Origin of the sequence: Luteibacter sahnii, from assembly GCF_034063545.1 — a bacterium.
GTDB lineage: Bacteria > Pseudomonadota > Gammaproteobacteria > Xanthomonadales > Rhodanobacteraceae > Luteibacter > Luteibacter sahnii.
In genome coordinates, this window is sequence record NZ_JAQLOK010000001.1 from 99872 (window position 1) to 120174 (window position 20303).

The window sequence follows — 20303 nt, forward strand, 5'->3', positions numbered from 1 at the left end:
CCTATCCATGAGTCCTACCACCCGCTCGGTCGCCCTCGTGGGCGTCCCTACCGATATCGGCGCCGGTCATCGCGGCAGCTCCATGGGCCCGGAGGCCCTGCGCGTGGCGAAACTCGCCGAGCGCCTGACCGCGCGCGGCATGCACGTGGTCGACCGCGGCAATCTCGTCGGGCCGCTCAACCCGTGGCAACCGCCGAAGGACGGCTACCGTCATCTCGACGCGGCGGTCGCGTGGAACACCTCGGTGCACGAGGCGATTCACGCCGAACTCGCCCATGGGCACCTGCCGATCATGCTCGGTGGCGACCATTGCCTGGCCATCGGCTCGATTTCGGCGGTGGCGCGGCATTGCCGGGAGAGCGGCAAGAAGCTGCGCGTGCTGTGGCTCGATGCCCACGCGGACTTCAACACCAGTGCCATCACGCCCTCGGGCAACATCCACGGCATGCCGGTCGCCTGCCTGTGCGGTCACGGCCCGGACGTGCTGACCCACATCGGCGGCCACGTGCCCGCGACCACGCCGGACGTCTTCCGCCAGATCGGTATCCGTTCGGTGGACGAGGGCGAAAAGCGCCTCGTGCATGAAGTCGGCGTCGATATCTACGATATGCGCTACATCGACGAGATCGGCATCAAGGCGGCCATGGAAGAGGCCCTGGCGGGTGTCGACGAGGACACCCACCTGCACGTCAGCTTCGACGTGGACTTCCTCGACCCGTCGATCGCCCCCGGCGTGGGCACCACCGTGCGTGGCGGCCCGAACTATCGTGAGGCCCAGCTGGTGATGGAGATGATCGCCGACACCGGCCGGGTCGGCTCGCTCGACATCGTCGAACTGAATCCGGCCTACGACAAGCGCAACCAGACCGCCAAGCTCGCCGTGGAGCTGGTGGAATCGCTTTTCGGCAAGTCCACCCTGATGCGTTGACCGGTCGCGCGCCCTGCGCGCGAAAACCGACAGGGGGATGACGCGGGGCCGCCGGGACCCTCGTCACACCCCCGGGTCGCTCCCGCACCCTCACGCGGGCTACACTCGACCGGTTACCCGTCAGCACGCCCAGGTTCCCATGCACACCCGTGTCCTCACCGGCATCACCACCACCGGTACGCCGCACCTCGGCAACTACGTCGGTGCGATCCGCCCGGCCATCCTGGCCAGCAAGGATCCCCAGGTCGATGCCTTTTATTTCATGGCCGACTACCACGCCCTGATCAAGAGCGACGACGCGGCCCGCGTCGAGGCGTCGCGCCTGCAGATCACGGCCACCTGGCTGGCCGGCGGGCTCGATCCGAACACCGCCACGTTCTACCGGCAGTCGGACATCCCCGAGGTGCCGGAGTTGATGTGGCTGCTGACCTGCGTCACCGCCAAGGGCCTGCTCAATCGGGCCCACGCCTACAAGGCGGCCGTCGATCGCAACCTGGAGATCCACGAAGACCCCGATGCCGGCGTCACCGCGGGCCTCTACATGTATCCGGTGCTGATGGCGGCCGACATCCTGGCGTTCAATGCCAACAAGGTGCCCGTGGGGCGCGACCAGATCCAGCACATCGAGATGGCGCGCGACATCGCCCAGCGCTTCAACCACACCTATGGCCGCGAGTTCTTCGTGATGCCCGAGGCGCACATTGAGGAGCAGGTGGCCACGCTGCCGGGCCTCGATGGGCGCAAGATGTCCAAGAGCTACGACAACACCATCCCGTTGTTCGAGGGTGGGGCGAAAGCGTTGCGCGAGACGATCATGAAAATCGTCACCGATTCGCGCGCGCCGGGTGAGCCCAAGGACACCGACGACGCCGCGCTCTTCACGATCTTCAAGGCCTTCGCGACACCGGCCGAAACCGCGGCCTTCGCCGATGCGCTACGCGGCGGCATCGGCTGGGGCGAGGCCAAGCAGGTGCTGTTCGAGCGGCTGGAATCCGAGATCGCACCCATGCGCGAGCGTTACGACGCGCTGATGGCTCGTCCGGACGACATGGAAGACATCCTGCATACCGGCGCGGCGAAGGCGCGCGCCATCGCGGCGCCGTTGCTGGAGACGTTGCGCGAGGCCGTGGGCCTGCGCAGCTACCGCCCTCAGGCCAAGGCCGAGTCGGTCGCCGCCGTCATCGCCACCAAGGCGAAGCCGCCGCGGTTCGCCAGCTTCCGCGATGACGACGGTCGGTTCCGCTTTCGCCTCTTCGCGGCCGACGGCGAAGAGTTGCTGCTGTCCGAACCGTTCGCGGATCCCAAGGCGGCCGGCGCGTTGCGCCAGCGCCTGTCGACGATGGGCGGCGGTGCCGCCGTCATCGAGTCGCTCGACGATCACGTGGTGATGCGCGCGGACGGCGAGATCGTCGCGCGCGGAGCGCGCTATCCGGACGACGTTGCGCGCGCGGCGGCGGTGATGCGCCTGCGCGGCGCACTCGCCGACCTGGCGGCCGCCCAGGACGCCTGACGTGCGCTACCTCGCCCTGTTGCTGCTGGGCCCCTGGCTCGTGGTGCTGGGCTGGGCCTATTGGGCCTATCCGAAGACGTTGCCCAGGACACTGGCGCGCCGGGGCTTCGACGTCCTGGCGTTGATCGGCGCCGTGGTGGCGTCGGTGCAGGCCGCGCTGCTGGGGTATGACGCGGTGGCGCTGCCTGCGGCGGACGCCTTCGGGCCGAAAAGCGGTGCGATCTGGCAGCAGGTGGTGCCGGCGCTTTACGGGTATGGCGCGTTTCTCGTGGTGCTGGCGCTGGCGCTGATCGTGCGCTGGGTTGTCTGGCGTCGCCGCTTCGGCCGGTAAGGCGATCGGGTCCCGCTCCTTCGGTCGGTGGGAGATCGGAACCCGCGCTTGCCTGCGTCGAATGGGAGGGGATCCTATCCGCGAATCCTCAGGATGGCTCAGGCGAACGCGGCCATGGCCATCCTCGGAGCCATGCCGGCCGCCTCACCGACCGCGCAGGCGCGCCGTCAGGCCTTTGAGGAAGTTACGCAGGAACTGATCGCCGCAGGCGCGGTAGTTGCTGTGCCTGGGCTGGCGGAAGAGGGCGTTGATCTCGCCCTTGGATACGCGAAAGCCCGCCTCCTGCATGATCGCCAGGATGTCGTCTTCCTTCAGCTCGAAGGCGACGCGGAGTTTCTTCAGCACGACGTTGTTGTTGATTCGCGTCTCGACCGGCCGCGGCGGCTGGCTCTCGTCGCGGCCACGACGATGCACGATCAGGCCGTCCAGGAAATGCGCCATCACCGCGTCGGACATGGGCGCGAAGCCGGGCTCGTCGTCTTTCGCGAGCCACGCGGCCACCTCGTCGCGGGTGGTCTTCAAGCCAGTGAGGCCGAGGATGTCGACGACGTGCACGTCGCCGAGGTCGAGCATGTAGCGAATGCTACGGAGGGTGTCGTTATTGAGCATGGCGGAAAGGATACACCGCGGCCTCTCCGTGACGTCGCACCGGTGCAGGTCCGTGCCTGCGGTCACAGTCTTGCGACCCGGCGATAGCACCGGCTGCCTCGCCTTGGGCACACCCCTTCCGCCGATGCGACGGTTCCCCCACGTGCGACGGGCACGTGGGGGAATCCTTTCTTACTGCGGCAGACCCAGGTCGTCGATCATCGCCTTGAGGAAGCGCGCGGCTTCCCCGCCGGTGGCGGCGCGATGGTCGAAGGTGAGCGACAGCGGCATGCGGCGATGCACTTCGATGCCACCCATCACGGCGACCACGTCGTGGCTGAGCTTGCCCGCGCCGATGATCGCGACGGTCGGCGGCACGACCACCGGGGTGGCGTAACGGCCGGCGAACATGCCGAAGTTGCTCAGGCTGATGGTGTAGCCGGAGAGCTCCGAGGCCGGGATGCTGCGATCTTCCACCGAGGTGCGCAGGCGCTTGATCGCTGCACGGATGCCCGCGCCGTCGAGCACGTCGGCGTTGCGCAGGGCCGGCACGAACAGGCCGTCGTCGGTGTCGACCGCGATACCGATGTCCACGTGCGGATGCAGCGTGCGGGTGAGATTCTTGCCGTCGAACCACGCGTTGAGCGCCGGCACCGCCTTGCAGGCGGCAACGATCGCGCGGATCAGGCGCGCGGTGATGTCCTGCTTGCCGATCCAGGCGTGCAGGTCGGCGTCGTCGACGATGGTCGTGGGCACCACGTTGGCGTGGGCTTCGGCCATCACGCGGGCCATGTTGCGGCGGACGCCCTTGAGCTGCTCCGGCTGACCCATCGTCTCCGCGCCCGGAGGGGCGGTGCGCACGGGCTTGCCGGCGAGCGAAACGGCGGTGCGCTGCGGCGCCGGGCCCGGCTCGGGCAGGGTCGGGGCCAGGTGCTGCGCGGCGGCCGGACGCGCCGCCGGGGCGGCACCCGCGATGGCGCTGCCGTTGGCGGCGGCGTTCTTGACGTCCTGCATGGTGATGACGCCACCGGCACCGGTCGGCTGCACGCGGGAGAGGTCGACCTTGAGCTTCTTGGCGGCGGCGCGCACGGCCGGCACGGCCTTGACGCCGCCGGCGCTGGAGACCTGCTCGGTGTGCACGGCATTGCCGCTGACCATCGCGCCCACGACGGTACCTTCGTCTTCGCGGTCGGCCTTGGGCGGGTCGATCTCGCCGCCGTCGTCGGACGCGACGACCTTGCTGGCGTCGTCGGCGGCGGGGCTGCCCACGCCCTTCTTCGGGCCGTGGTGATGACCGGTGGACTCGGCTTCGGCGCGCTGGCGCGCGTTCGGGTCGATCTCGAAATCGGCCAGCGCGGCGCCGGTCTCGATGATGTCGCCGGCGGCGCCGTGCAGTTTCTTCACGGTGCCGGAGTAGGGCGAGGGCACGTCGACGACGGCCTTCGCGGTTTCCATCGACACCAGCGGGGCGTCGAGCTTGATGGTGTCGCCTTCCTTGACGTGCCATTCCACGACGGTCGCGTCGGGAAGGCCCTCACCGAGGTCGGGCAGGTAGAAGGTTTTGATGTCGGCCATGGTGTGTCCTCAGGACGCCGCGAGCGTGCGCTCGGCGGCTTCGACGATGCGTTCGACGCTGGGCAGGTATTTCATTTCCAGGCGGAACAGGGGGATATGGGTATCGAAACCGGTGACGCGCTCGACCGGTGCCAGCAGGCTGTAGAGGCATTCCTCGGACAGGCGGGCGGCGATCTCGGCGCCGAAGCCGGCGGTCTTCGGGGCTTCGTGGACGATGACGCAGCGGCCGGTCTTGGTGACCGATTCGGCGATGGTGTCGAAGTCCAGCGGCGTGAGCGTGGCGACGTCGATCACCTCGGCGCTGATGCCCTTCTCGGCCAGCGCGTCGGCGGCTTCGAGGCACTCCTTGACCTGCGCACCCCAGGTGACCAGGGTGACGTCGGTGCCGTCGCGCAGCACGAAGCACACGTCGAGCGGCAGCGCCTCGCCGTCGTCGGGCACCTCTTCCTTGTATTGGCGATAGATGCGCTTGGGCTCGAAGAAGATGACCGGATCCGGATCGCGGATGGCGGCCAGCAACAGGCCGTAGGCGCGGGCGGGCGAGGAGGGCAGCACCACGCGAAGGCCCGGGATGTTGGTGAACAGGTGTTCGTTCGCTTCGGAGTGGTGCTCCGGCGCACGGATGCCGCCGCCCCACGGGGCGCGCCACACGGCCGGCACGGTGATGCGGCCGCGGGTGCGGTTGCGCATGCGCGCGGCGTGGCAGGCGATGTGCTCCATCATCGGGTAGATGAAGCCTTCGAACTGGGCCTCGGCGACCGGGCGCATGCCCTGCGCGGCCAGGCCCACGGTGAGACCGGCAATGGTGCCTTCGTCCAGCGGCGTGTCGATGACGCGCATCTCGCCGAACTGTTCCTGCAGGCCCTGGGTGGCGCGGAAGACGCCGCCGTTGACGCCGACGTCCTCGCCCAGCACCACGACGCGGTCGTCGTTGCGCATTTCGTAGGCGAGCGCCTGGGTCACCGCTTCGATAAGAGTGATCTGTGCCATGGGAAGGAATCCTTACTTGCGATCGAGCGAGGCGACGAGTTCGCGCTGCTTTTCAAGGTCGGCCGGCAGTTCGGCATACAGGTAATCGAACATCGCCGTGGCCGGCTGCACTTTCGATTCCAGGTAGGCGTTCACTTCGTTGTCCATCCAATCGTCGCACTCGGCCCTCCAGGCCTCTTCCTTGGCATCGTCCCACTTGCCCTGCGCTTCGAGCCACTTGCGCAGGCGCGGCACGGGATCGCGCGCCCAGGCGTCTTTCACTTCCTGCTCGCCGCGGTAGCGGCGAGCGTCGTCGGCGGTGGTGTGGTCGCCGAGGCGGTAGGTGACCGCCTCGATCACCGAGCCGCCCTGGCCGGAGCGGGCGCGCTCGAGCGCGTCTTCCATGGCCTTGCGCACGGCGATGATGTCGTTGCCGTCGACCTGGATGCAGAACAGGCCGGCCGCGATGCCCTTCTGGGCCAGCGTGCCCGAGCCGCTCTGGATGCGGCGCGGCACCGAGATCGCCCACTGGTTGTTCACGATGACGGCGACCAGCGGCAGGTTCTGTGCGCCGGCGACGTTGATCGCGCCGTAGAAGTCGCCCTTGGACGAACCGCCGTCGCCGATCGTGCACACGGCCACGCGCGGCTCGTTGCGGATCTTGAACGCCAGCGCCGAACCGGCCGCGTGCAGGCACTGGGTGCCGATCGGCACGCACCAGGCGAAGTCGTGGGCGGGCGCCTCGGCGAAATCGTTGCCGCGCTCGTCGCCGCCCCAGTAGGTGTAGACCTCGCGCGGCTTCACGCCGCGATACAGCTGGGCGCCGTACTCGCGGTAGGACACCGCCAGCGAATCCTCGCGGCGCATCGCGCTGCCGATACCCACGTGCGCGGCTTCGTGGCCGAGGCAGGAGGCATAGGTGCCGAGCTTGCCGGTGCGCTGCAGGGCGATCGACTTGGTGTCGAACACGCGGGTGGACACCATGAGCTTGTAGAGCTCGACCATGTGGTCGAGATCCTTGGCGAAGGCGGGCATTTCCTTGCCGGTTTCCTTGCCGTCCTGGTCAAGGTATTGCAGGTATTCGATTTCGAACTTGGCGGCGATGGACACGACTCGCTCCCAGGGGATGATTAGAAACGACACGCAAAGGGGGAAGCGGCCAGGCCCATCCAGCGGGGCGCGACACGGCTTTTGGGGTCTTGCGAGCCGGACTAGATAACAGGGGTATTATCACCCGACAAGGTACGGCGCAGCATGAAAGCGCCCGTCCCAGCGGCGAAACCGCGCCACGTCGCGGCTTAGCCGATTGTCAACCCCTTACCGTGAAATCCCCCATGACCCCTCCCCAGCGCGATCTCGAATCGGGTATCCACACCGACCTGGATGGGCGAATCACCTATGGCGGCTACCTGCGGCTCGACCGGCTGTTGTCGGCGCAGTCGCCCCTGAGCCAGCCGCCGCACCACGACGAGATGCTGTTCATCATCCAGCACCAGACCTCCGAGCTGTGGCTGAAGCTGATGATCCACGAGCTTGACGCCGCGCTCGCCTTCCTGCGTCGCGACGACCTGCAGAACGCGCAGAAGGTGCTGGCCCGGGTCAAGCAGATCCAGCGCCAGCTCTACGAACAGTGGGGCGTGCTCGAAACGCTCACGCCGGCCGAATACCTGCAGTTCCGCGACGTGCTGGGGCCGTCGTCGGGGTTCCAGTCGCTGCAATACCGCATCGTGGAGTTCATGCTCGGCAACAAGCACGCGGGCATGTTGCAGGTGTTCGAGCACGATCCCGTGGCGCATGCCAGGCTGCACGCGGTATGGCAGGCGCCCGGCCTCTACGACGAATACCTGCGCTACCTCGCGCGCCGCGGGCATGCCGTGCCGGCGTCGATCCTGGCGCGCGACGTCTCCCAGCCATGGCAATCGCAGCCCGGCCTGCTGCCGTTGCTGCGGCGCATCTACGAAAATACGTCAACGTTCTGGCCGGAGTACCACCTCAGCGAATTGCTGGTGGACATCGAGGAATCCTTCCAGCTCTGGCGCTTCCGCCACATGAAGACCGTCGAGCGCATCATCGGCTTCCGCGAGGGCACCGGGGGCTCGTCCGGCGTGGCCTTCCTGCGCAAGGCGATCGAGCAGAGTTTCTTCCCCGAACTGATCGAAGTCAGGACGATCCTGGGTTCGTGAGATTTGACGGATAAGGCGTAGGCGGTTACACACACGCATCTCGACGCCGCTTCACGCACCACGAGGAACGCCATGACCGCCCCAGCCGACGCCCGGGCCGTGCCCGATTACCCGCAGACCCTGGGCCATCCGCGTCCGCTGTGGATGCTGTTCATGACCGAGTTCTGGGAGCGCTTCGCCTTCTACGGCATGCGCTGGGCGCTCACGCTCTACATCGTGGCGGAGTTCTTCTCCGGCGACGCCTCCGGCCAGGGGTATGCCAGCCGCACCTACGGCGCCTACCTGGCGTTGGTGTACGCGTCGGCCATTTTCGGCGGGTACGTCGCCGACCGCGTACTCGGCTACCAGCGCTCGATCCTGCTGGGCGCCGTGGTGATGGGCGCGGGCCTGTTCATGGTGATGGTGCCCGAGCGCGACGTGTTCCTCGCCGGCCTGGCGACGGTGATCGTCGGCAACGGCCTGTTCAAGCCCAACATCTCGTCGTTGGTGGGGCAGATCTACCCGGTGGGCGACGAACGTCGCGACCGCGGCTTCACCATCTTCTACATGGGCATCAACATGGGCGGCTTCCTCGCCCCGCTGGTCACCGGCTGGATCGCCTCGGTGATGACCAACACGCCGTTGCAGCAGAACTACCGCGCGGTGTTCCTGTCCACCGGCATCGGCATGGCGATCTGCTTTGTCTGGTTTCTCATCGGTCGCAAGCAGCTCAAGGGCGTGGGACTGCCGCCGCCCGAGCGGCACGGCGGCAAGAGCCTCGTCGCCGTAGGGGTCGGTATCCTCGTCGCCATCCCGCTGGTTTACCTGCTCATGGCCCAGGCCGGCGCGATCTTCATCGCCTGGCTGCTTGGCATCCTCTTCATCGGCGTGGCGGCGATGCTGGTGATCGAGGCCGTGCGCCACGATCGCATCCAGATCCATCGCGTCATCGCGATGCTGCTGCTGTTTGCCTTCAACGTGCTGTTCTGGATGTTCTTCGAGCAGGCGGGCAGTTCGTTCAACTTCCTGGCCCAGAATATCGTCGACCGGCAGATGTTCGGTTGGGAATTCCCCACCGGCTGGTTCCAGTCGGTGAATTCGGCGGCGATCCTCGTCTTCGCCCCGATCGTGGCGTTGGCCTGGGCCTTCCTGGCGCGGTTCCGCAAGGAGCCCTCGATCCCGCGCAAGTTCGGCCTGGGCCTGATCTTCAACGCGCTGGGCTTCCTGGTGCTGATGTATGCCCTGAAGAGCCTGGTCGATGGCCGCGGCCTCATCCCGTTCTGGCCGCTGGCGGCCTGCTACGTGGCGCAGACCATCGGTGAGCTATGCCTGTCGCCGATCGGCCTGTCGATGGTGACCAAGCTGGCACCCCTGCGCGTGGTGGGCCTGGCGATGGGTGGCTGGTTCCTCTCCACCGCCATCGGCAACAATCTCTCGGGGCTGCTCGCCGGCCACATCAGTGGCGAAAACGGCATGACCGTCGCCTCCGCCCTCTCCGGCTTCACCTTCAGCTTCGAGCTACTGGTGGGCGCGGGGATCGTGTTGTTCCTGATCGCGCCGTTGATCAATCGGTTGATGCACGGGATCAAGTGATTTTTGGGGGATGGGGGGGGCGCCCCCACTTCCCATCCCCCCATCCCCCGCTTACCCCATCAACTTATCCAGAATCCGGTCCAGCCAAACCCGCTCCTCCTCATCGAGCTTCTCCAGCACGTCCCGCTCGTGCTGCCGGGCGCGGGGGGCGACTTCGTCGTGGATGGCCCAGCCGGCGTCGGAGAGTTTCAGCACCGAGCGGCGCTTGTCCGAGCCGTGGATGCCCCGGTCGACCCGGCCGGCGTCCACCAGGCGCGCCACCGCGCGGCTGACTGCCACCTTGTCCATGCGCGACCGGTCGACGACCTCACGGGCGGAAATCTCGGGGAACCGGGCGAGGATCGTCATCACGCGCCACTCCGTCATGCTGAGTTCGAAGCGGTCCTGGTAGTCCGCCGCGATGCTCTGGCTGACCGTGTTCGACAGGATGGACAGCCGATAGGGCAGGAACCTTTCGAGGTCGAGCGGGGCGTGGGCGGGGACGGTTTCGTGGGACATGATGCTGCGCCAGTCCTTGCAATTGGTTACAGGTGAAACTATAAGGTCGGGGTACACGGCGCAAGCCGCGCCCACGCCTGCCAGGAGTATCGCCCATGAGCGCCCAGCCCAACATCGGTATGGAAGTCACCACCTTCGAGAATCCCCAGGGGGTCGATGGCTTCGAATTCGTGGAATTCGCCGCGCCGGACGCGACGCTGCTGCACGACCTGTTCCCCCGCCTCGGTTTCACCCGCGTGGCGACGCACAAGACCAAGCGCATCTCGCTCTACCGCCAGGGCGACTGCAATTTCCTCGTGAATGAAGAGCCGAACTCGTTCGCGGCGGATTTCGCCGCCAAGCACGGCCCCTGCGCCTGCGGTTTCGCCATCCGCTTCAACCGCCCGGCCGCCGACGTGCAGGCGACCGCGATGGGCAACGGCGCCGAGAAGATCGAACACTTCACCGATACGCTCGCGCTGGACGTGCCGACCATCAAGGGCATCGGCGACGCCTGCCTCTATCTCATCGACACCTACGGCCCCAAGGGCGACTGCTTCGAAGCCGAGTACGACTTCCTGCCGGGCGTGGACCGTCGTCCGAAGGGGTTCGGCCTGACCTTCATCGACCACCTCACGCACAACCTCTACTTCGGCAACATGCAGAAGTGGTCGGATTACTACGAGCGACTGTTCAACTTCCGCGAGATCCGCTACTTCGACATTAAGGGCGCGAAGACGGGCCTCGTGTCCAAGGCGATGACGGCGCCGGACGGCCTGGTGCGCATCCCGCTCAACGAGTCGTCCGACGAGAAGTCGCAGATCAACGAATATCTCAACGAATACAAGGGTGAGGGCATCCAGCACATCGCCCTTTTCACCGACACGATCTACGAGACGGTCGAAGCCATGCGTGAGCAGGGCGTCGCCTTCCTCGATACGCCGGACACCTACTTCGAGGTGATCGACGAGCGCATTCCGAACCACGGCGAGGACGTGCCGCGCCTGCGCAAGAACAAGCTGCTGATCGACGCCGATCCGGAAACCAAGACCAAGCTGTTGCTGCAGATCTTCACGCAGAACAACATCGGTCCGATCTTCTTCGAGATCATCCAGCGCAAGGGCAACGAGGGCTTCGGCAACGGCAACTTCCAGGCGCTGTTCGAGTCGATCGAGCGCGACCAGATGCGCCGCGGCGTCCTCTGATCCCGTTGGAGGGGGCGCCCCGTGCGATGGCCTGTCCATCGCCACCGGCGCGCTCCCTCGATCGCAGGCAACCATCGTCATCAGGACCCTCACGATGAGCCACACCGACGATACCCACGGATACCAGACCGGTTTCGGCAACGAATTCGCTACCGAGGCGGTGGCGGGAGTGCTGCCCACGGGCCAGAACTCGCCACAACGCGTGGGCAAGGGCCTTTACGCCGAGCAGTTGAGCGGCAGCGCGTTTACCGCGCCGCGCCACCGCAACCTGCGCAGCTGGCTCTATCGCATTCGCCCGGCCGCGCAGCACTCGCCGTTCGACGAGATGGCGCATGCCACGTGGCACAACCGCTTCGACGAGGCGCCGGCCACGCCGAACCAGCTGCGCTGGGATCCGCTGCCGATGCCGGCGGCGCCGACGGATTTCCTCGATGGCCTCTACACCATGGGTGGCAACGGCGGACCGGCGGAGCAGGCGGGCGTCGGCATCCACCAGTACCTCGCCAACCGGTCGATGCAAGGGCGTTACCTCTACGACGCCGACGGCGAACTGCTGATCGTTCCGCAGCAGGGCCGCCTGCGCATTCGCACCGAACTCGGCGTGGTCGACGTCGAGCCGATGGAGATCGCGGTGGTGCCGCGCGGCGTGCGTTTTCTCGTGGAGCTGCCCGACGGCGAAGCCCGCGGCTACGTCGCGGAGAACTTCGGCGCGCCGATGCACCTGCCGGACCTCGGCCCGATCGGTGCGAACGGCCTGGCCCATCCGCGTGACTTCCTCACGCCGCGGGCGGCCTACGAAGATCTCGAGGGCGATTTCACCCTGGTGGCCAAGTTCCAGGGCACGCTCTGGCAGGCGCGCATCGGCCATTCGCCGCTGGACGTGGTCGGCTGGCACGGCAATTACGCGCCCTATAAATACGACCTGCGCCGGTTCAACACGATCGGCTCGATCGCGGTGGACCATCCGGATCCGTCGATCTTCACCGTGCTGACCTCGGCCAGCGATACGCCGGGCGTGGCCAACATGGACTTCGTGATTTTCCCGCCGCGCTGGCTGGTGGCCGAGCACACGTTCCGTCCGCCGTATTTCCATCGCAACGTCGCCAGCGAATTCATGGGCCTGATCCATGGCGCCTACGACGCCAAGGCCGGCGGTTTCGTGCCCGGTGGTTCGAGCCTGCACAACTGCATGAGCGGGCATGGCCCCGACGCGGCGAGTTTCCAGAAGGCCTCGCACGCGGATGTCACGAAGCCCGACCACATCACGGGTACCATGGCGTTCATGTTCGAGACCCGCAAGGTCATCCGGCCCAGCCGCCAGGCGCTGGCCTCGACGGCATTGCAGGGCAACTATTACGAATGCTGGCGCGATCTGAAGAAGCACTTCGATCCCGCCGGCTGAGCGAAAAGGAAACCCATGAAACTCGCTTCGCTTAAGGAAGGCGGTCGCGACGGCACCCTGGTGGTCGTCAGTCGCGATCTCACCCGCGCCGTGAAGGCCACCGGCATCGCCGCCACGATGCAGGCCGCGCTCGATGACTGGCACGCGGTGGCGCCGCGGCTCAATGCCCTGTCCGAAGACCTCAACGACGGCCGTGCCGACGGCGCGTTCGCCCTGGACGTCACTCACCTGGCCGCGCCGCTCCCGCGCGCGTTCGAGTTCGTCGACGGCAGCGCCTACCTGCCGCACGTCGAGCGCGTGCGCCGCGCCCGCGGGGCCAAGGTGCCCGAGTCGTTCTACGTCGATCCGCTCATGTACCAGGCCACCAGCGCCGGCTTCCTCGGGCCGCGCGATCCGGTGGTGGTGACGAGCGAAGACTACGGTATCGACCTTGAGGCCGAGGTGGTGGTGATCACCGATGACGTGCCGATGGCCGCCACGCCGTCGCAGGCGTCGGGCCACATCCAGCTCGTGGGCCTGGTCAACGACGTGTCGCTGCGTGGGCTGATCCCCGGGGAGTTGGAGAAAGGCTTCGGATTTCTGCAATCCAAGCCGCGCTCGGCCCTGTCGCCGGTGTTCGTCACGCCGGACGAACTGGGCGACGCCTGGCAGGGCGACAAGCTGCACCTGCCGATGCGCACGTGGATCAATGGCCAGTGGTTCGGCGAAGCCGAGTGCGGGGTCGACATGCAGTTCGACTTCTCGCAACTGGTGGCGCATGCCGCGAAGACGCGCCCCCTGACCGCCGGCACGATCGTGGGCTCGGGCACCATCGCCAACGACGACACCGGCAAGGGCGCCTCCTGCCTCGCCGAACAGCGTACGGTGGAAACGCTGCGCGATGGCAAGCCGTCGACGCCGTTCCTCGCCTTCGGCGATACCGTGCGCATTGAGGTGACCGATGCGGCCGGCGTGTCGATCTTCGGCGCCATCGAACAGACGATCCGCAAGGGCTGACCCCGTCCGGGAGCCGCGAGCGGCTCCCGGACGCCGTGACTCAGGATTTCAGGTGGATGCTGCGTTGCAGGCTGGCGACCGTCAGCGGCACGATCGCGTAACGCATGGTCGTGTCGCCCGCGGGGAGCGCGTTCCAGCGCACCTCCTGCAAGGCGCGCGAGACGCGCAGGCCGCTGCCCGGATTGGGGTACGCGTCGATCAGCCAGCTGCGAGCCACCCGGCCGTCCGGGCCGATTTCGGCGAAGAACTGCGCATAGGCACCCTCCTGGATGTCCGTCGGCGATGCACCGTGCATGCGCTGCTGGGGCGGCACCTTGCCGCGTGAGAGCGGTGGCGACCTGTCGTGGTGCGGGGGCAGCGCGGCGATCTGCGCCTCCACCATCGCGATGCGCGCGTCGATCTCCCGGTCGAGCGCGGCGACGTCCCAGCGGCCCAGGGCATCGGTGGCGCGCTTGAGCAGCATCACGTAGTAGCTCGCGACGGTGGTGTCTTCGACGACGTCGGCCTTGCCTTCCCGGCGGCGGTAGAACTGCCCTTCGACCTGCACCCAGATCATCGCCTCCCGGGGGTGGCCATCGGCCAGTTCGAGTTCGGCCAGCTTGAGCATGGCGCTCAGGCGGCCCTGGCTGGCAGCCGCCGTCAGCAGGTCGCGCGCCCTGGCGTGATCCTCCGGAAAGACATGCGCCGGGTGACGCGGCCCCCAGCGGTAGAGCGATCCGGCGATTTCCTGGCTGCTGGCGTTACCCGCCAGCGCCGAACACATGAGCGCATCGCCGAGCCGTTGCCGCTCGGCGTCCGGCGTCGCGGGGTCGAGCAAGCCCTGGCCAACGAGTGCGCCGGCGGGGGGCGAGGTGGCGGTGCAGTCCGATGCGTGGGCCCACGGGGCGAAGGCCAGGCAGGCGAGAAGGATCAGTTGTCGCGTCATTCGAGTCATCCGGAAACGAAGAAGGCCCGCACCCCATGTGCGGGCCTTCGCGATCATGCCACCGCCCGAGGGCGGCGGCATGACGTTTTCAGGCGTTTTCGCGACGCCGTGGCGGCTTACTTCGCCGCCATCAACGCCTTCGCCATGTCGAGCATGCGGTTGGAGAAGCCCCACTCGTTGTCGTACCACGAGAGCACCTTCACCAGCGTGCCGCCCATGACGCGGGTCTGCGTCGCGTCGTAGATCGACGAATGCGGGTTGTGGTTGAAGTCGATCGACACCAGCGGCTGGGTGTTCACCGCGAGGATGCCCTTCAGCTTGCCGTTGGCCGCTTCGTGGATGGCGGCGTCGATTTCTTCCTTGGTGGTTTCGCGCGAGGCGGTGAAGGTGAGGTCGACCACCGAGACGTTGATCGTCGGCACGCGCATGGCGAAGCCGTCGAGCTTGCCGTTGAGCTCCGGCAGCACCAGGCCCACCGCGGCGGCGGCGCCGGTCTTGGTCGGGATCTGGCTGTGCGTGGCGCTCCGCGCGCGGCGCAGGTCGGAGTGGTAGACGTCCGTCAGCACCTGGTCGTTCGTGTAGGCGTGGATGGTGGTCATCAGGCCGTGCACGATGCCGATCTTCTCGTGCAGCACCTTGGCCAGCGGGGCCAGGCAGTTGGTGGTGCAGGACGCGTTGGAGATGACTTCGAGCTTCGAGGTGAGCTTGTCGTCGTTGACGCCCATGACGAAGGTGCCGTCCACGTCCTTGTCGCCCGGTGCCGAGATGATCACCTTCTTGGCGCCGCCGGCCAGATGGGCGCCGGCCTTGGCCTTGGAGGTGAAGAAGCCGGTGGATTCCAGCACGACGTCGACGTCGTGCTCGCCCCAGGGCAGCTTGGCCGGGTCGCGCTCGGCGAACACCTTGATGCGGTCGCCGTTGACGATCAGGTCGCCGCCTTCGACCGACACCTCGCCGGGGAACCGGCCGTGGGCGGTGTCGTACTGGGTGAGGTGGGCGTTGGTCTCGGCGTTGCCGAGGTCGTTCACCGCCACGATCTGGATGTCGTGGGTGCGCTTGGCTTCGTAGAGCGCGCGCAGGACGTTGCGACCGATGCGACCGTAACCGTTGATGGCGACCTTGATGGTCATGAGCTGCCTCCGGGTGGGAATGACGACGTGAGTACGACGGCTGAAAGCTGGGGGCGGGTAGCCTGAACATCCATGGTAACGGAAGGTCGCAGGCACCGGCTTGCTGCAATGCCGCGATTTGTCATCCGTGCCTCATGGCGGCTGTGGCACACTTGCCGTCCGCCCGCGACGGAAACGTTTAACCGCCTATGAAACCTGTCCAGAAGCGCCGCACCATCGCCGCCCTCGTGGCCCTCGCCCTGACCGCCTCCGCCGGCACCGTGCAGGCCTGGGGCGACATCGGCCACCGCATCGTCGCCGAACTGGCCTGGCGCCAGCTCGATCCGGCCGCCCGCGCCGAGGTGCAGCGCCTGCTCAAGGCCGATGGCGACGACTCGCTGCCCGACATCGCCAGCTGGCCCGACAAACTGCGCGACATGCCCGGCAAGGAAGACCTCGGCAAGGCCACGGGGCCGCTGCATTACGTCAACTTCCCCAGCAATTGCCGCTACGACGCTCCCGGCGGCGCGGACGCCCGCAACGTGGTGGGCGGCCTCGAGAAGTACGTCGCCATCCTCGGCGACCGGCACAAGTCCGATGCCGAGCGCGCCGAGGCGCTGAAGTTCGTGGTGCACTTCGTCGGCGACGTGCATCAGCCCCTGCATGCGGGCAACCGCGACGACAAGGGCGGCAACGACTACCAGGTGCAGTTCGACGGCAAGGGCACCAACCTGCATCGCGTGTGGGATTCCCAGATGCTCTACACCACCGGGCTGAAGTGGGATGCCTATGCCGACAAGCTGGCCGCCGAGGGCCCGGTGAAGCTGCCCCGGACGCAAGCCAATCCCTACGTACAGTGGGCCGAGGAATCCTGCTCGATCGTCGCCAGGCCGGGCTTCTACCCTAACGGCCACAGCATCGACGGCGCCTACGTGGCGACGTACCTCCCCGTGGCGGAAACTCGCCTGCGCGAGGCTGGCGAGCGCCTGGCCGACTTGCTCAACAAGACGCTCGACTGATCGCGCGTCCCTTACGAATCCGCACCCAAGGTAAGCACTGATGACCGATATCCAGGTTCGCCGCACCAAGATCGTCGCCACCCTCGGACCCGCCACGGACGCGCCGGGCATGCTCGAGAAGATCCTGGAGGAGGGCGTGGATATCGTTCGCCTCAACCTGTCGCACGGCACGCCCGACGACCATCGCGCCCGCGCCAACGCGGTGCGCGCGGCCGCCGAGACGGTGGGCCGCGAGGTCGGCATCCTCGCCGACCTGCAGGGCCCGAAGATCCGCATCGAGAAATTCGCCGACGGCCCCATCGACCTCATGGCCGGCGACAGCTTCACGCTCGATTGCCGCCCCGACGCGCCCGTCGGCAACCAGACCCGCGTCGGCGTGAGTTATTACGACCTGCCCCGCGACGTCGTCGCCGGTGACGTGCTGCTGCTCGACGACGGCCTCGTGGCACTGGCCGTGGTCGAGGTGGTGGGCAGCGAGATCCACACCCGCGTCGCCATCGGCGGGCGCCTGTCCAATCGCAAGGGCCTCAACCGCCAGGGCGGTGGCCTGAGCGTGTCCGCGCTTTCCGACAAGGATCGCAACGACATCAAGCTGGCCGCCGAAATGGGCGCCGACTTCCTCGCCGTGTCGTTCGTGCGCTCGGCCGAAGACCTCCACGAAGCCCGTCGCCTCCTGCGCGACGCCGGCGGCGACGCCGCCATCGTCTCGAAGATCGAGCGCGCCGACGCCATTCCCGTGCTGGGCGAGATCATCGACGCGTCCGACGTGGTGATGGTGGCGCGCGGCGACCTGGGCGTGGAAATCGGCGACGCCGAACTGCCCGGCCTGCAGAAGAAGATCATCCGCGAGTCGGTGCTGCGCAACCGCTCGGTGATCACCGCCACCCAGATGCTGCAGTCGATGGTGCGCGCTCCGATCCCGACCCGCGCCGAGGTGCTCGACGTCGCCAACGCCGTCATCGACGGCACCGACGCCGTGATGCTCTCGGAAGAAAGCGCGGCGGGTGCCCATCCGGACAAGGCCGTGGCCGCCATGCGCCGCATCTGCCTCGGTGCCGAACGTCAATTCGAGCCGCGCGACGACCTGCGCCCCGGCACGCACTCGCTCGACCGCTCCGACCAGGCCATCGCTCTCGCTGCGATGCTGCTGGCCTCGCAGGTGGGCGTGCGCGCCATCGTGTCGCTCACCGAATCCGGCGCCACGGCCCAGTGGCTGTCGCGCTACCGCTTCGCGGTGCCCATCTACGCGATGTCGCCCTCCGAGGTCGCTCGCCGCCGCATGCTGATCCTGCGCGACGTGCAGCCGGTGGCCTTCGAGACCGGCAAGCTCGACCCGGCGCACACCGCTCGCGCGGCGCTCCAGCACCTGTTCGCGCTGGGCAAGCTTGTCAAGGGCGACCGCGTGATCCTGACCCACGGCGACCATATCGGCAGCCACGGCGGCACCAACACGCTGAAGCTGCTGATGATCGGCGAAGACGGCATCGCCGACAGCTTGCGCGACCTGTAACCGCCCGCCGCCGGCCGCCTGGGAGCGGGCCCGGCCCGCGAACCCGATGCAGGCGATGCCCGACCGGCACGGTGCCGGCTTGCTCCGGATCGCCGATAGGATCGGTTCCCACCCCTTCGATAGCGACAGCGCGGGGGTGGGAGCGGACCGTGTCCGTGAACCCTCAGGCTCGCAACGGTGCGAGCGATGCCGTCACCTGCATGGTGCTGGCTTGAGCCGGATCGCCCGCAGGGCGGGCTCCTGCCGCGCAGGTGCGGGATCGCGCCGTCGTGTAGGCGTTTTCTTACCCCTGACACGCACCGCATGCGCTGCGGGGGTTAAACTCGACGCCCGGACAATCCAACGAGGGCGCCATGACTCGCACCATCCTTCGCCACGGCGCCATCGCCGCTGCCGTCCTCCTTCTCGCCGCGGGCCCCGCCGCCGCGCAGAACACCCGTCGGGTCGCCCCCGATCGCCTTCCCTATTACTGGACGCTGATCAATACCGTGGTCAACGCCGACGTGCCCAACGTGGGCAAGAACCTCGACCAGCCCGGCTGCGTCGCGGTGACCTACATGATCGGTTCCAACGGCCTGCCACAGAACGTGGTTGCCGTGAAAACCGTGCCCCAGGGCGACCTCGCCCAAGTGGGCGTCAGTGCGGTCAAGGATTTCCGCTACGCGCCATCAGGCGTAAATCGCGCAGCCGAACCGGTGAACACCTACTACGTCGTCGGCTTCAACCTGCCCGACGATCCGGCGCGCAAGGCGGCGATCATGAAGCAGTGCGCGCTGCCGGGCTACAACCAGACCACTTGATCGCGGCGCACAACGGCTTTCGCCTCGTGCTCCCCTATACTTCGCTTTTTTCATCATCGCCCCGCGTCGTCCTGGGGCATACCACTACGTCCACGGAGTTCGCATGAGCATCGAAAACCTCGAACAGATCGCGCAGGCGATGGTCGCCCCGGGCAAGGGCATCATTGCCGTCGACGAATCGACCTCGACCATCAAGAAGCGCATGGAGGCCGTGGGGCTCGAGAACAGCGAGGAAAACCGTCGCAAGTACCGCCAGCTGCTGCTGACCGCGCCTGGCCTGGGCGAATACATTTCCGGCGCGATCCTGTTCGACGAGACCATCCGCCAGAAGACCGACGACGGCCGCACGATGGTGCAGGCGATGGAAGCGGCCGGCATCATCCCCGGCATCAAGGTCGACAAGGGCACGCACCCGCTGGCCGGCCATCCGGGCGAGATGGTCACCGAGGGCCTCGACGGCCTGCGTGAGCGCCTGCAGGAATACGCCCAGCTCGGCGCGAAGTTCGCCAAGTGGCGCGCCGTGATCAAGATCACCGACGACACGCCGACCTCGGCCGCCGTGGAAGCCAATACCCATGCCCTGGCGCGCTACGCCGCCCTCTGCCAGGAAGTCGGCTTGGTCCCGATGGTCGAGCCGGAAATCCTGATGGACGACAAGGACAGCACCCAGGACCTCGACACGAGCTTCACCGTGCACAAGGAAGTCCTCCAGAGCCTGTTCGCCCAGCTCGAACTGAACGACGTGATGCTCGAAGGCCTGATCCTCAAGGTCAGCATGGTGATCCCGGGCAAGTACGCCGCCAAGGAAGACCAGGTCGATCCCGAAGACGTCGCCGAAGCCACCGTGCGCGTGTTCAAGCACGCCGTGCCGGCCGCGGTGGCGGGCATCGTGTTCCTCTCGGGCGGCCAGGCGGACCAGCAGGCCACCGAGCACCTCAACATCATCAACACGATGGGCCCGCATCCGTGGCCGATCAGCTTCTCGTACGGCCGCGCGCTGGTGTCCAGGGCACTGGAAACCTGGTCGAAGGACCAGACCGGTCAGTACGCGGCGGCCCAGAAGACCGTGGTTGAGCGCGCCAAGGAAAACAGCCTCGCCGCCCAGGGTAACTGGAAGAAGAAGTAATCTCCGCTGGCCCGGGTCAGTCCGGGGCATGAAAAAAAACCGGCGCCGAGGGCGCCGGTTTTTTTTAACCGCCTGACT

At 67.2% G+C, this 20303-nt stretch carries 19 protein-coding genes; 12 read left to right on the top strand and 7 right to left on the bottom strand.

What is annotated here, in order from left to right; all coding sequences use genetic code 11:
* The first annotated feature begins 7 nt into the window (after nucleotides 1-7).
* From rocF to PI246_RS00490, 3 genes are all read left to right on the top strand, one after another.
* Nucleotides 8-928, top strand: coding sequence for an arginase (gene rocF / locus PI246_RS00480; RefSeq protein WP_320549324.1), 921 nt, complete (start codon nucleotides 8-10; stop codon nucleotides 926-928).
* Between the two features lie 139 nt (nucleotides 929-1067).
* Complete coding sequence (locus PI246_RS00485) at nucleotides 1068-2438, top strand: tryptophan--tRNA ligase (RefSeq protein ID WP_320549325.1); 1371 nt, start codon at nucleotides 1068-1070, stop codon at nucleotides 2436-2438.
* 1 nt (nucleotide 2439) lies between these two features.
* Nucleotides 2440-2769 carry a hypothetical protein gene (locus PI246_RS00490; protein WP_320549326.1) on the top strand — a complete coding sequence of 110 codons (330 nt, stop codon included), beginning with the start codon at nucleotides 2440-2442 and terminating at the stop codon, nucleotides 2767-2769.
* A gap of 144 nt (nucleotides 2770-2913) precedes the next feature.
* Here the strand turns inward: PI246_RS00490 and PI246_RS00495 are convergent, their stop codons facing one another.
* The 4 genes from PI246_RS00495 to pdhA form a co-directional block, all read right to left on the bottom strand.
* Nucleotides 2914-3378: a YehS family protein gene (locus PI246_RS00495; protein ID WP_320549327.1), complete on the bottom strand. Its 465-nt coding sequence runs from the start codon at nucleotides 3376-3378 to the stop codon at nucleotides 2914-2916.
* Nucleotides 3379-3549: 171 nt separating this feature from the next.
* Complete coding sequence (locus tag PI246_RS00500; protein WP_320549328.1) at nucleotides 3550-4932, bottom strand: dihydrolipoamide acetyltransferase family protein; 1383 nt, start codon at nucleotides 4930-4932, stop codon at nucleotides 3550-3552.
* A gap of 9 nt (nucleotides 4933-4941) precedes the next feature.
* Nucleotides 4942-5922, bottom strand: coding sequence for an alpha-ketoacid dehydrogenase subunit beta (locus PI246_RS00505; protein ID WP_320549329.1), 981 nt, complete (start codon nucleotides 5920-5922; stop codon nucleotides 4942-4944).
* 12 nt (nucleotides 5923-5934) lie between these two features.
* The gene (gene pdhA / locus PI246_RS00510; RefSeq protein ID WP_320549330.1) at nucleotides 5935-7011 is read right to left on the bottom strand and encodes a pyruvate dehydrogenase (acetyl-transferring) E1 component subunit alpha; all 1077 of its coding nucleotides are present in this window, start codon (nucleotides 7009-7011) and stop codon (nucleotides 5935-5937) included.
* A gap of 224 nt (nucleotides 7012-7235) precedes the next feature.
* Between pdhA and PI246_RS00515 the strand changes: the two genes are divergently transcribed.
* Nucleotides 7236-8084 carry a tryptophan 2,3-dioxygenase gene (locus tag PI246_RS00515; protein WP_320549331.1) on the top strand — a complete coding sequence of 283 codons (849 nt, stop codon included), beginning with the start codon at nucleotides 7236-7238 and terminating at the stop codon, nucleotides 8082-8084.
* Nucleotides 8085-8156: 72 nt separating this feature from the next.
* Complete coding sequence (locus PI246_RS00520; protein ID WP_320549332.1) at nucleotides 8157-9656, top strand: peptide MFS transporter; 1500 nt, start codon at nucleotides 8157-8159, stop codon at nucleotides 9654-9656.
* A gap of 51 nt (nucleotides 9657-9707) precedes the next feature.
* On the opposite strand, the gene PI246_RS00525 is transcribed toward PI246_RS00520, so the two are convergent.
* Nucleotides 9708-10154, bottom strand: a complete 447-nt coding sequence (locus tag PI246_RS00525) for a MarR family winged helix-turn-helix transcriptional regulator (protein WP_320549333.1) — start codon at nucleotides 10152-10154, stop codon at nucleotides 9708-9710.
* A 95-nt stretch (nucleotides 10155-10249) separates the two neighbouring features.
* On the opposite strand from PI246_RS00525, the gene hppD reads away from it, so the two are divergent.
* From hppD to PI246_RS00540, 3 genes are all read left to right on the top strand, one after another.
* Nucleotides 10250-11338, top strand: coding sequence for a 4-hydroxyphenylpyruvate dioxygenase (gene hppD, locus PI246_RS00530; protein ID WP_320549334.1), 1089 nt, complete (start codon nucleotides 10250-10252; stop codon nucleotides 11336-11338).
* Between the two features lie 94 nt (nucleotides 11339-11432).
* On the top strand, nucleotides 11433-12740 hold the full coding sequence (gene hmgA, locus PI246_RS00535) for a homogentisate 1,2-dioxygenase (protein ID WP_320549335.1): 1308 nt from the start codon (nucleotides 11433-11435) through the stop codon (nucleotides 12738-12740).
* Nucleotides 12741-12755: 15 nt separating this feature from the next.
* On the top strand, nucleotides 12756-13736 hold the full coding sequence (locus PI246_RS00540; RefSeq protein ID WP_320549336.1) for a fumarylacetoacetate hydrolase family protein: 981 nt from the start codon (nucleotides 12756-12758) through the stop codon (nucleotides 13734-13736).
* A 40-nt stretch (nucleotides 13737-13776) separates the two neighbouring features.
* On the opposite strand, the gene PI246_RS00545 is transcribed toward PI246_RS00540, so the two are convergent.
* Nucleotides 13777-14661 carry a hypothetical protein gene (locus tag PI246_RS00545; protein ID WP_320549337.1) on the bottom strand — a complete coding sequence of 295 codons (885 nt, stop codon included), beginning with the start codon at nucleotides 14659-14661 and terminating at the stop codon, nucleotides 13777-13779.
* Between the two features lie 116 nt (nucleotides 14662-14777).
* On the bottom strand, nucleotides 14778-15791 hold the full coding sequence (gene gap, locus PI246_RS00550) for a type I glyceraldehyde-3-phosphate dehydrogenase (protein ID WP_320549338.1): 1014 nt from the start codon (nucleotides 15789-15791) through the stop codon (nucleotides 14778-14780).
* A gap of 188 nt (nucleotides 15792-15979) precedes the next feature.
* On the opposite strand from gap, the gene PI246_RS00555 reads away from it, so the two are divergent.
* The 4 genes from PI246_RS00555 (at nucleotide 15980) to PI246_RS00570 (ending at nucleotide 20225) form a co-directional block, all read left to right on the top strand.
* On the top strand, nucleotides 15980-16789 hold the full coding sequence (locus PI246_RS00555; protein WP_320549339.1) for a S1/P1 nuclease: 810 nt from the start codon (nucleotides 15980-15982) through the stop codon (nucleotides 16787-16789).
* A gap of 40 nt (nucleotides 16790-16829) precedes the next feature.
* Entirely contained in the window at nucleotides 16830-18299 is a 1470-nt protein-coding gene (gene pyk / locus PI246_RS00560; protein WP_320549340.1) for a pyruvate kinase, read from the top strand.
* A 353-nt stretch (nucleotides 18300-18652) separates the two neighbouring features.
* Nucleotides 18653-19099, top strand: coding sequence for an energy transducer TonB (locus PI246_RS00565; protein ID WP_320549341.1), 447 nt, complete (start codon nucleotides 18653-18655; stop codon nucleotides 19097-19099).
* 103 nt (nucleotides 19100-19202) lie between these two features.
* Nucleotides 19203-20225 (top strand): class I fructose-bisphosphate aldolase, encoded by a 1023-nt coding sequence (locus tag PI246_RS00570; RefSeq protein ID WP_320549342.1) that lies wholly within the window; start codon nucleotides 19203-19205, stop codon nucleotides 20223-20225.
* The last annotated feature ends 78 nt before the right edge of the window (nucleotides 20226-20303 follow it).

Excerpts from the sequence above, each read along its gene's own strand:
- rocF (WP_320549324.1), top strand. The coding sequence starts at position 8 with ATGAGTCCTACCACCCGCTCGGTCGCCCTCGTGGGCGTCCCTACCGAT.
- PI246_RS00485 (WP_320549325.1), top strand. The coding sequence starts at position 1,068 with ATGCACACCCGTGTCCTCACCGGCATCACCACCACCGGTACGCCGCAC.
- PI246_RS00495 (WP_320549327.1), bottom strand. The coding sequence starts at position 3,378 with ATGCTCAATAACGACACCCTCCGTAGCATTCGCTACATGCTCGACCTC.
- PI246_RS00500 (WP_320549328.1), bottom strand. The coding sequence starts at position 4,932 with ATGGCCGACATCAAAACCTTCTACCTGCCCGACCTCGGTGAGGGCCTT.
- PI246_RS00505 (WP_320549329.1), bottom strand. The coding sequence starts at position 5,922 with ATGGCACAGATCACTCTTATCGAAGCGGTGACCCAGGCGCTCGCCTAC.
- PI246_RS00515 (WP_320549331.1), top strand. The coding sequence starts at position 7,236 with ATGACCCCTCCCCAGCGCGATCTCGAATCGGGTATCCACACCGACCTG.
- PI246_RS00520 (WP_320549332.1), top strand. The coding sequence starts at position 8,157 with ATGACCGCCCCAGCCGACGCCCGGGCCGTGCCCGATTACCCGCAGACC.
- PI246_RS00525 (WP_320549333.1), bottom strand. The coding sequence starts at position 10,154 with ATGTCCCACGAAACCGTCCCCGCCCACGCCCCGCTCGACCTCGAAAGG.
- hppD (WP_320549334.1), top strand. The coding sequence starts at position 10,250 with ATGAGCGCCCAGCCCAACATCGGTATGGAAGTCACCACCTTCGAGAAT.
- hmgA (WP_320549335.1), top strand. The coding sequence starts at position 11,433 with ATGAGCCACACCGACGATACCCACGGATACCAGACCGGTTTCGGCAAC.
- PI246_RS00540 (WP_320549336.1), top strand. The coding sequence starts at position 12,756 with ATGAAACTCGCTTCGCTTAAGGAAGGCGGTCGCGACGGCACCCTGGTG.
- PI246_RS00545 (WP_320549337.1), bottom strand. The coding sequence starts at position 14,661 with ATGACGCGACAACTGATCCTTCTCGCCTGCCTGGCCTTCGCCCCGTGG.
- gap (WP_320549338.1), bottom strand. The coding sequence starts at position 15,791 with ATGACCATCAAGGTCGCCATCAACGGTTACGGTCGCATCGGTCGCAAC.
- PI246_RS00555 (WP_320549339.1), top strand. The coding sequence starts at position 15,980 with ATGAAACCTGTCCAGAAGCGCCGCACCATCGCCGCCCTCGTGGCCCTC.
- pyk (WP_320549340.1), top strand. The coding sequence starts at position 16,830 with ATGACCGATATCCAGGTTCGCCGCACCAAGATCGTCGCCACCCTCGGA.
- PI246_RS00565 (WP_320549341.1), top strand. The coding sequence starts at position 18,653 with ATGACTCGCACCATCCTTCGCCACGGCGCCATCGCCGCTGCCGTCCTC.
- PI246_RS00570 (WP_320549342.1), top strand. The coding sequence starts at position 19,203 with ATGAGCATCGAAAACCTCGAACAGATCGCGCAGGCGATGGTCGCCCCG.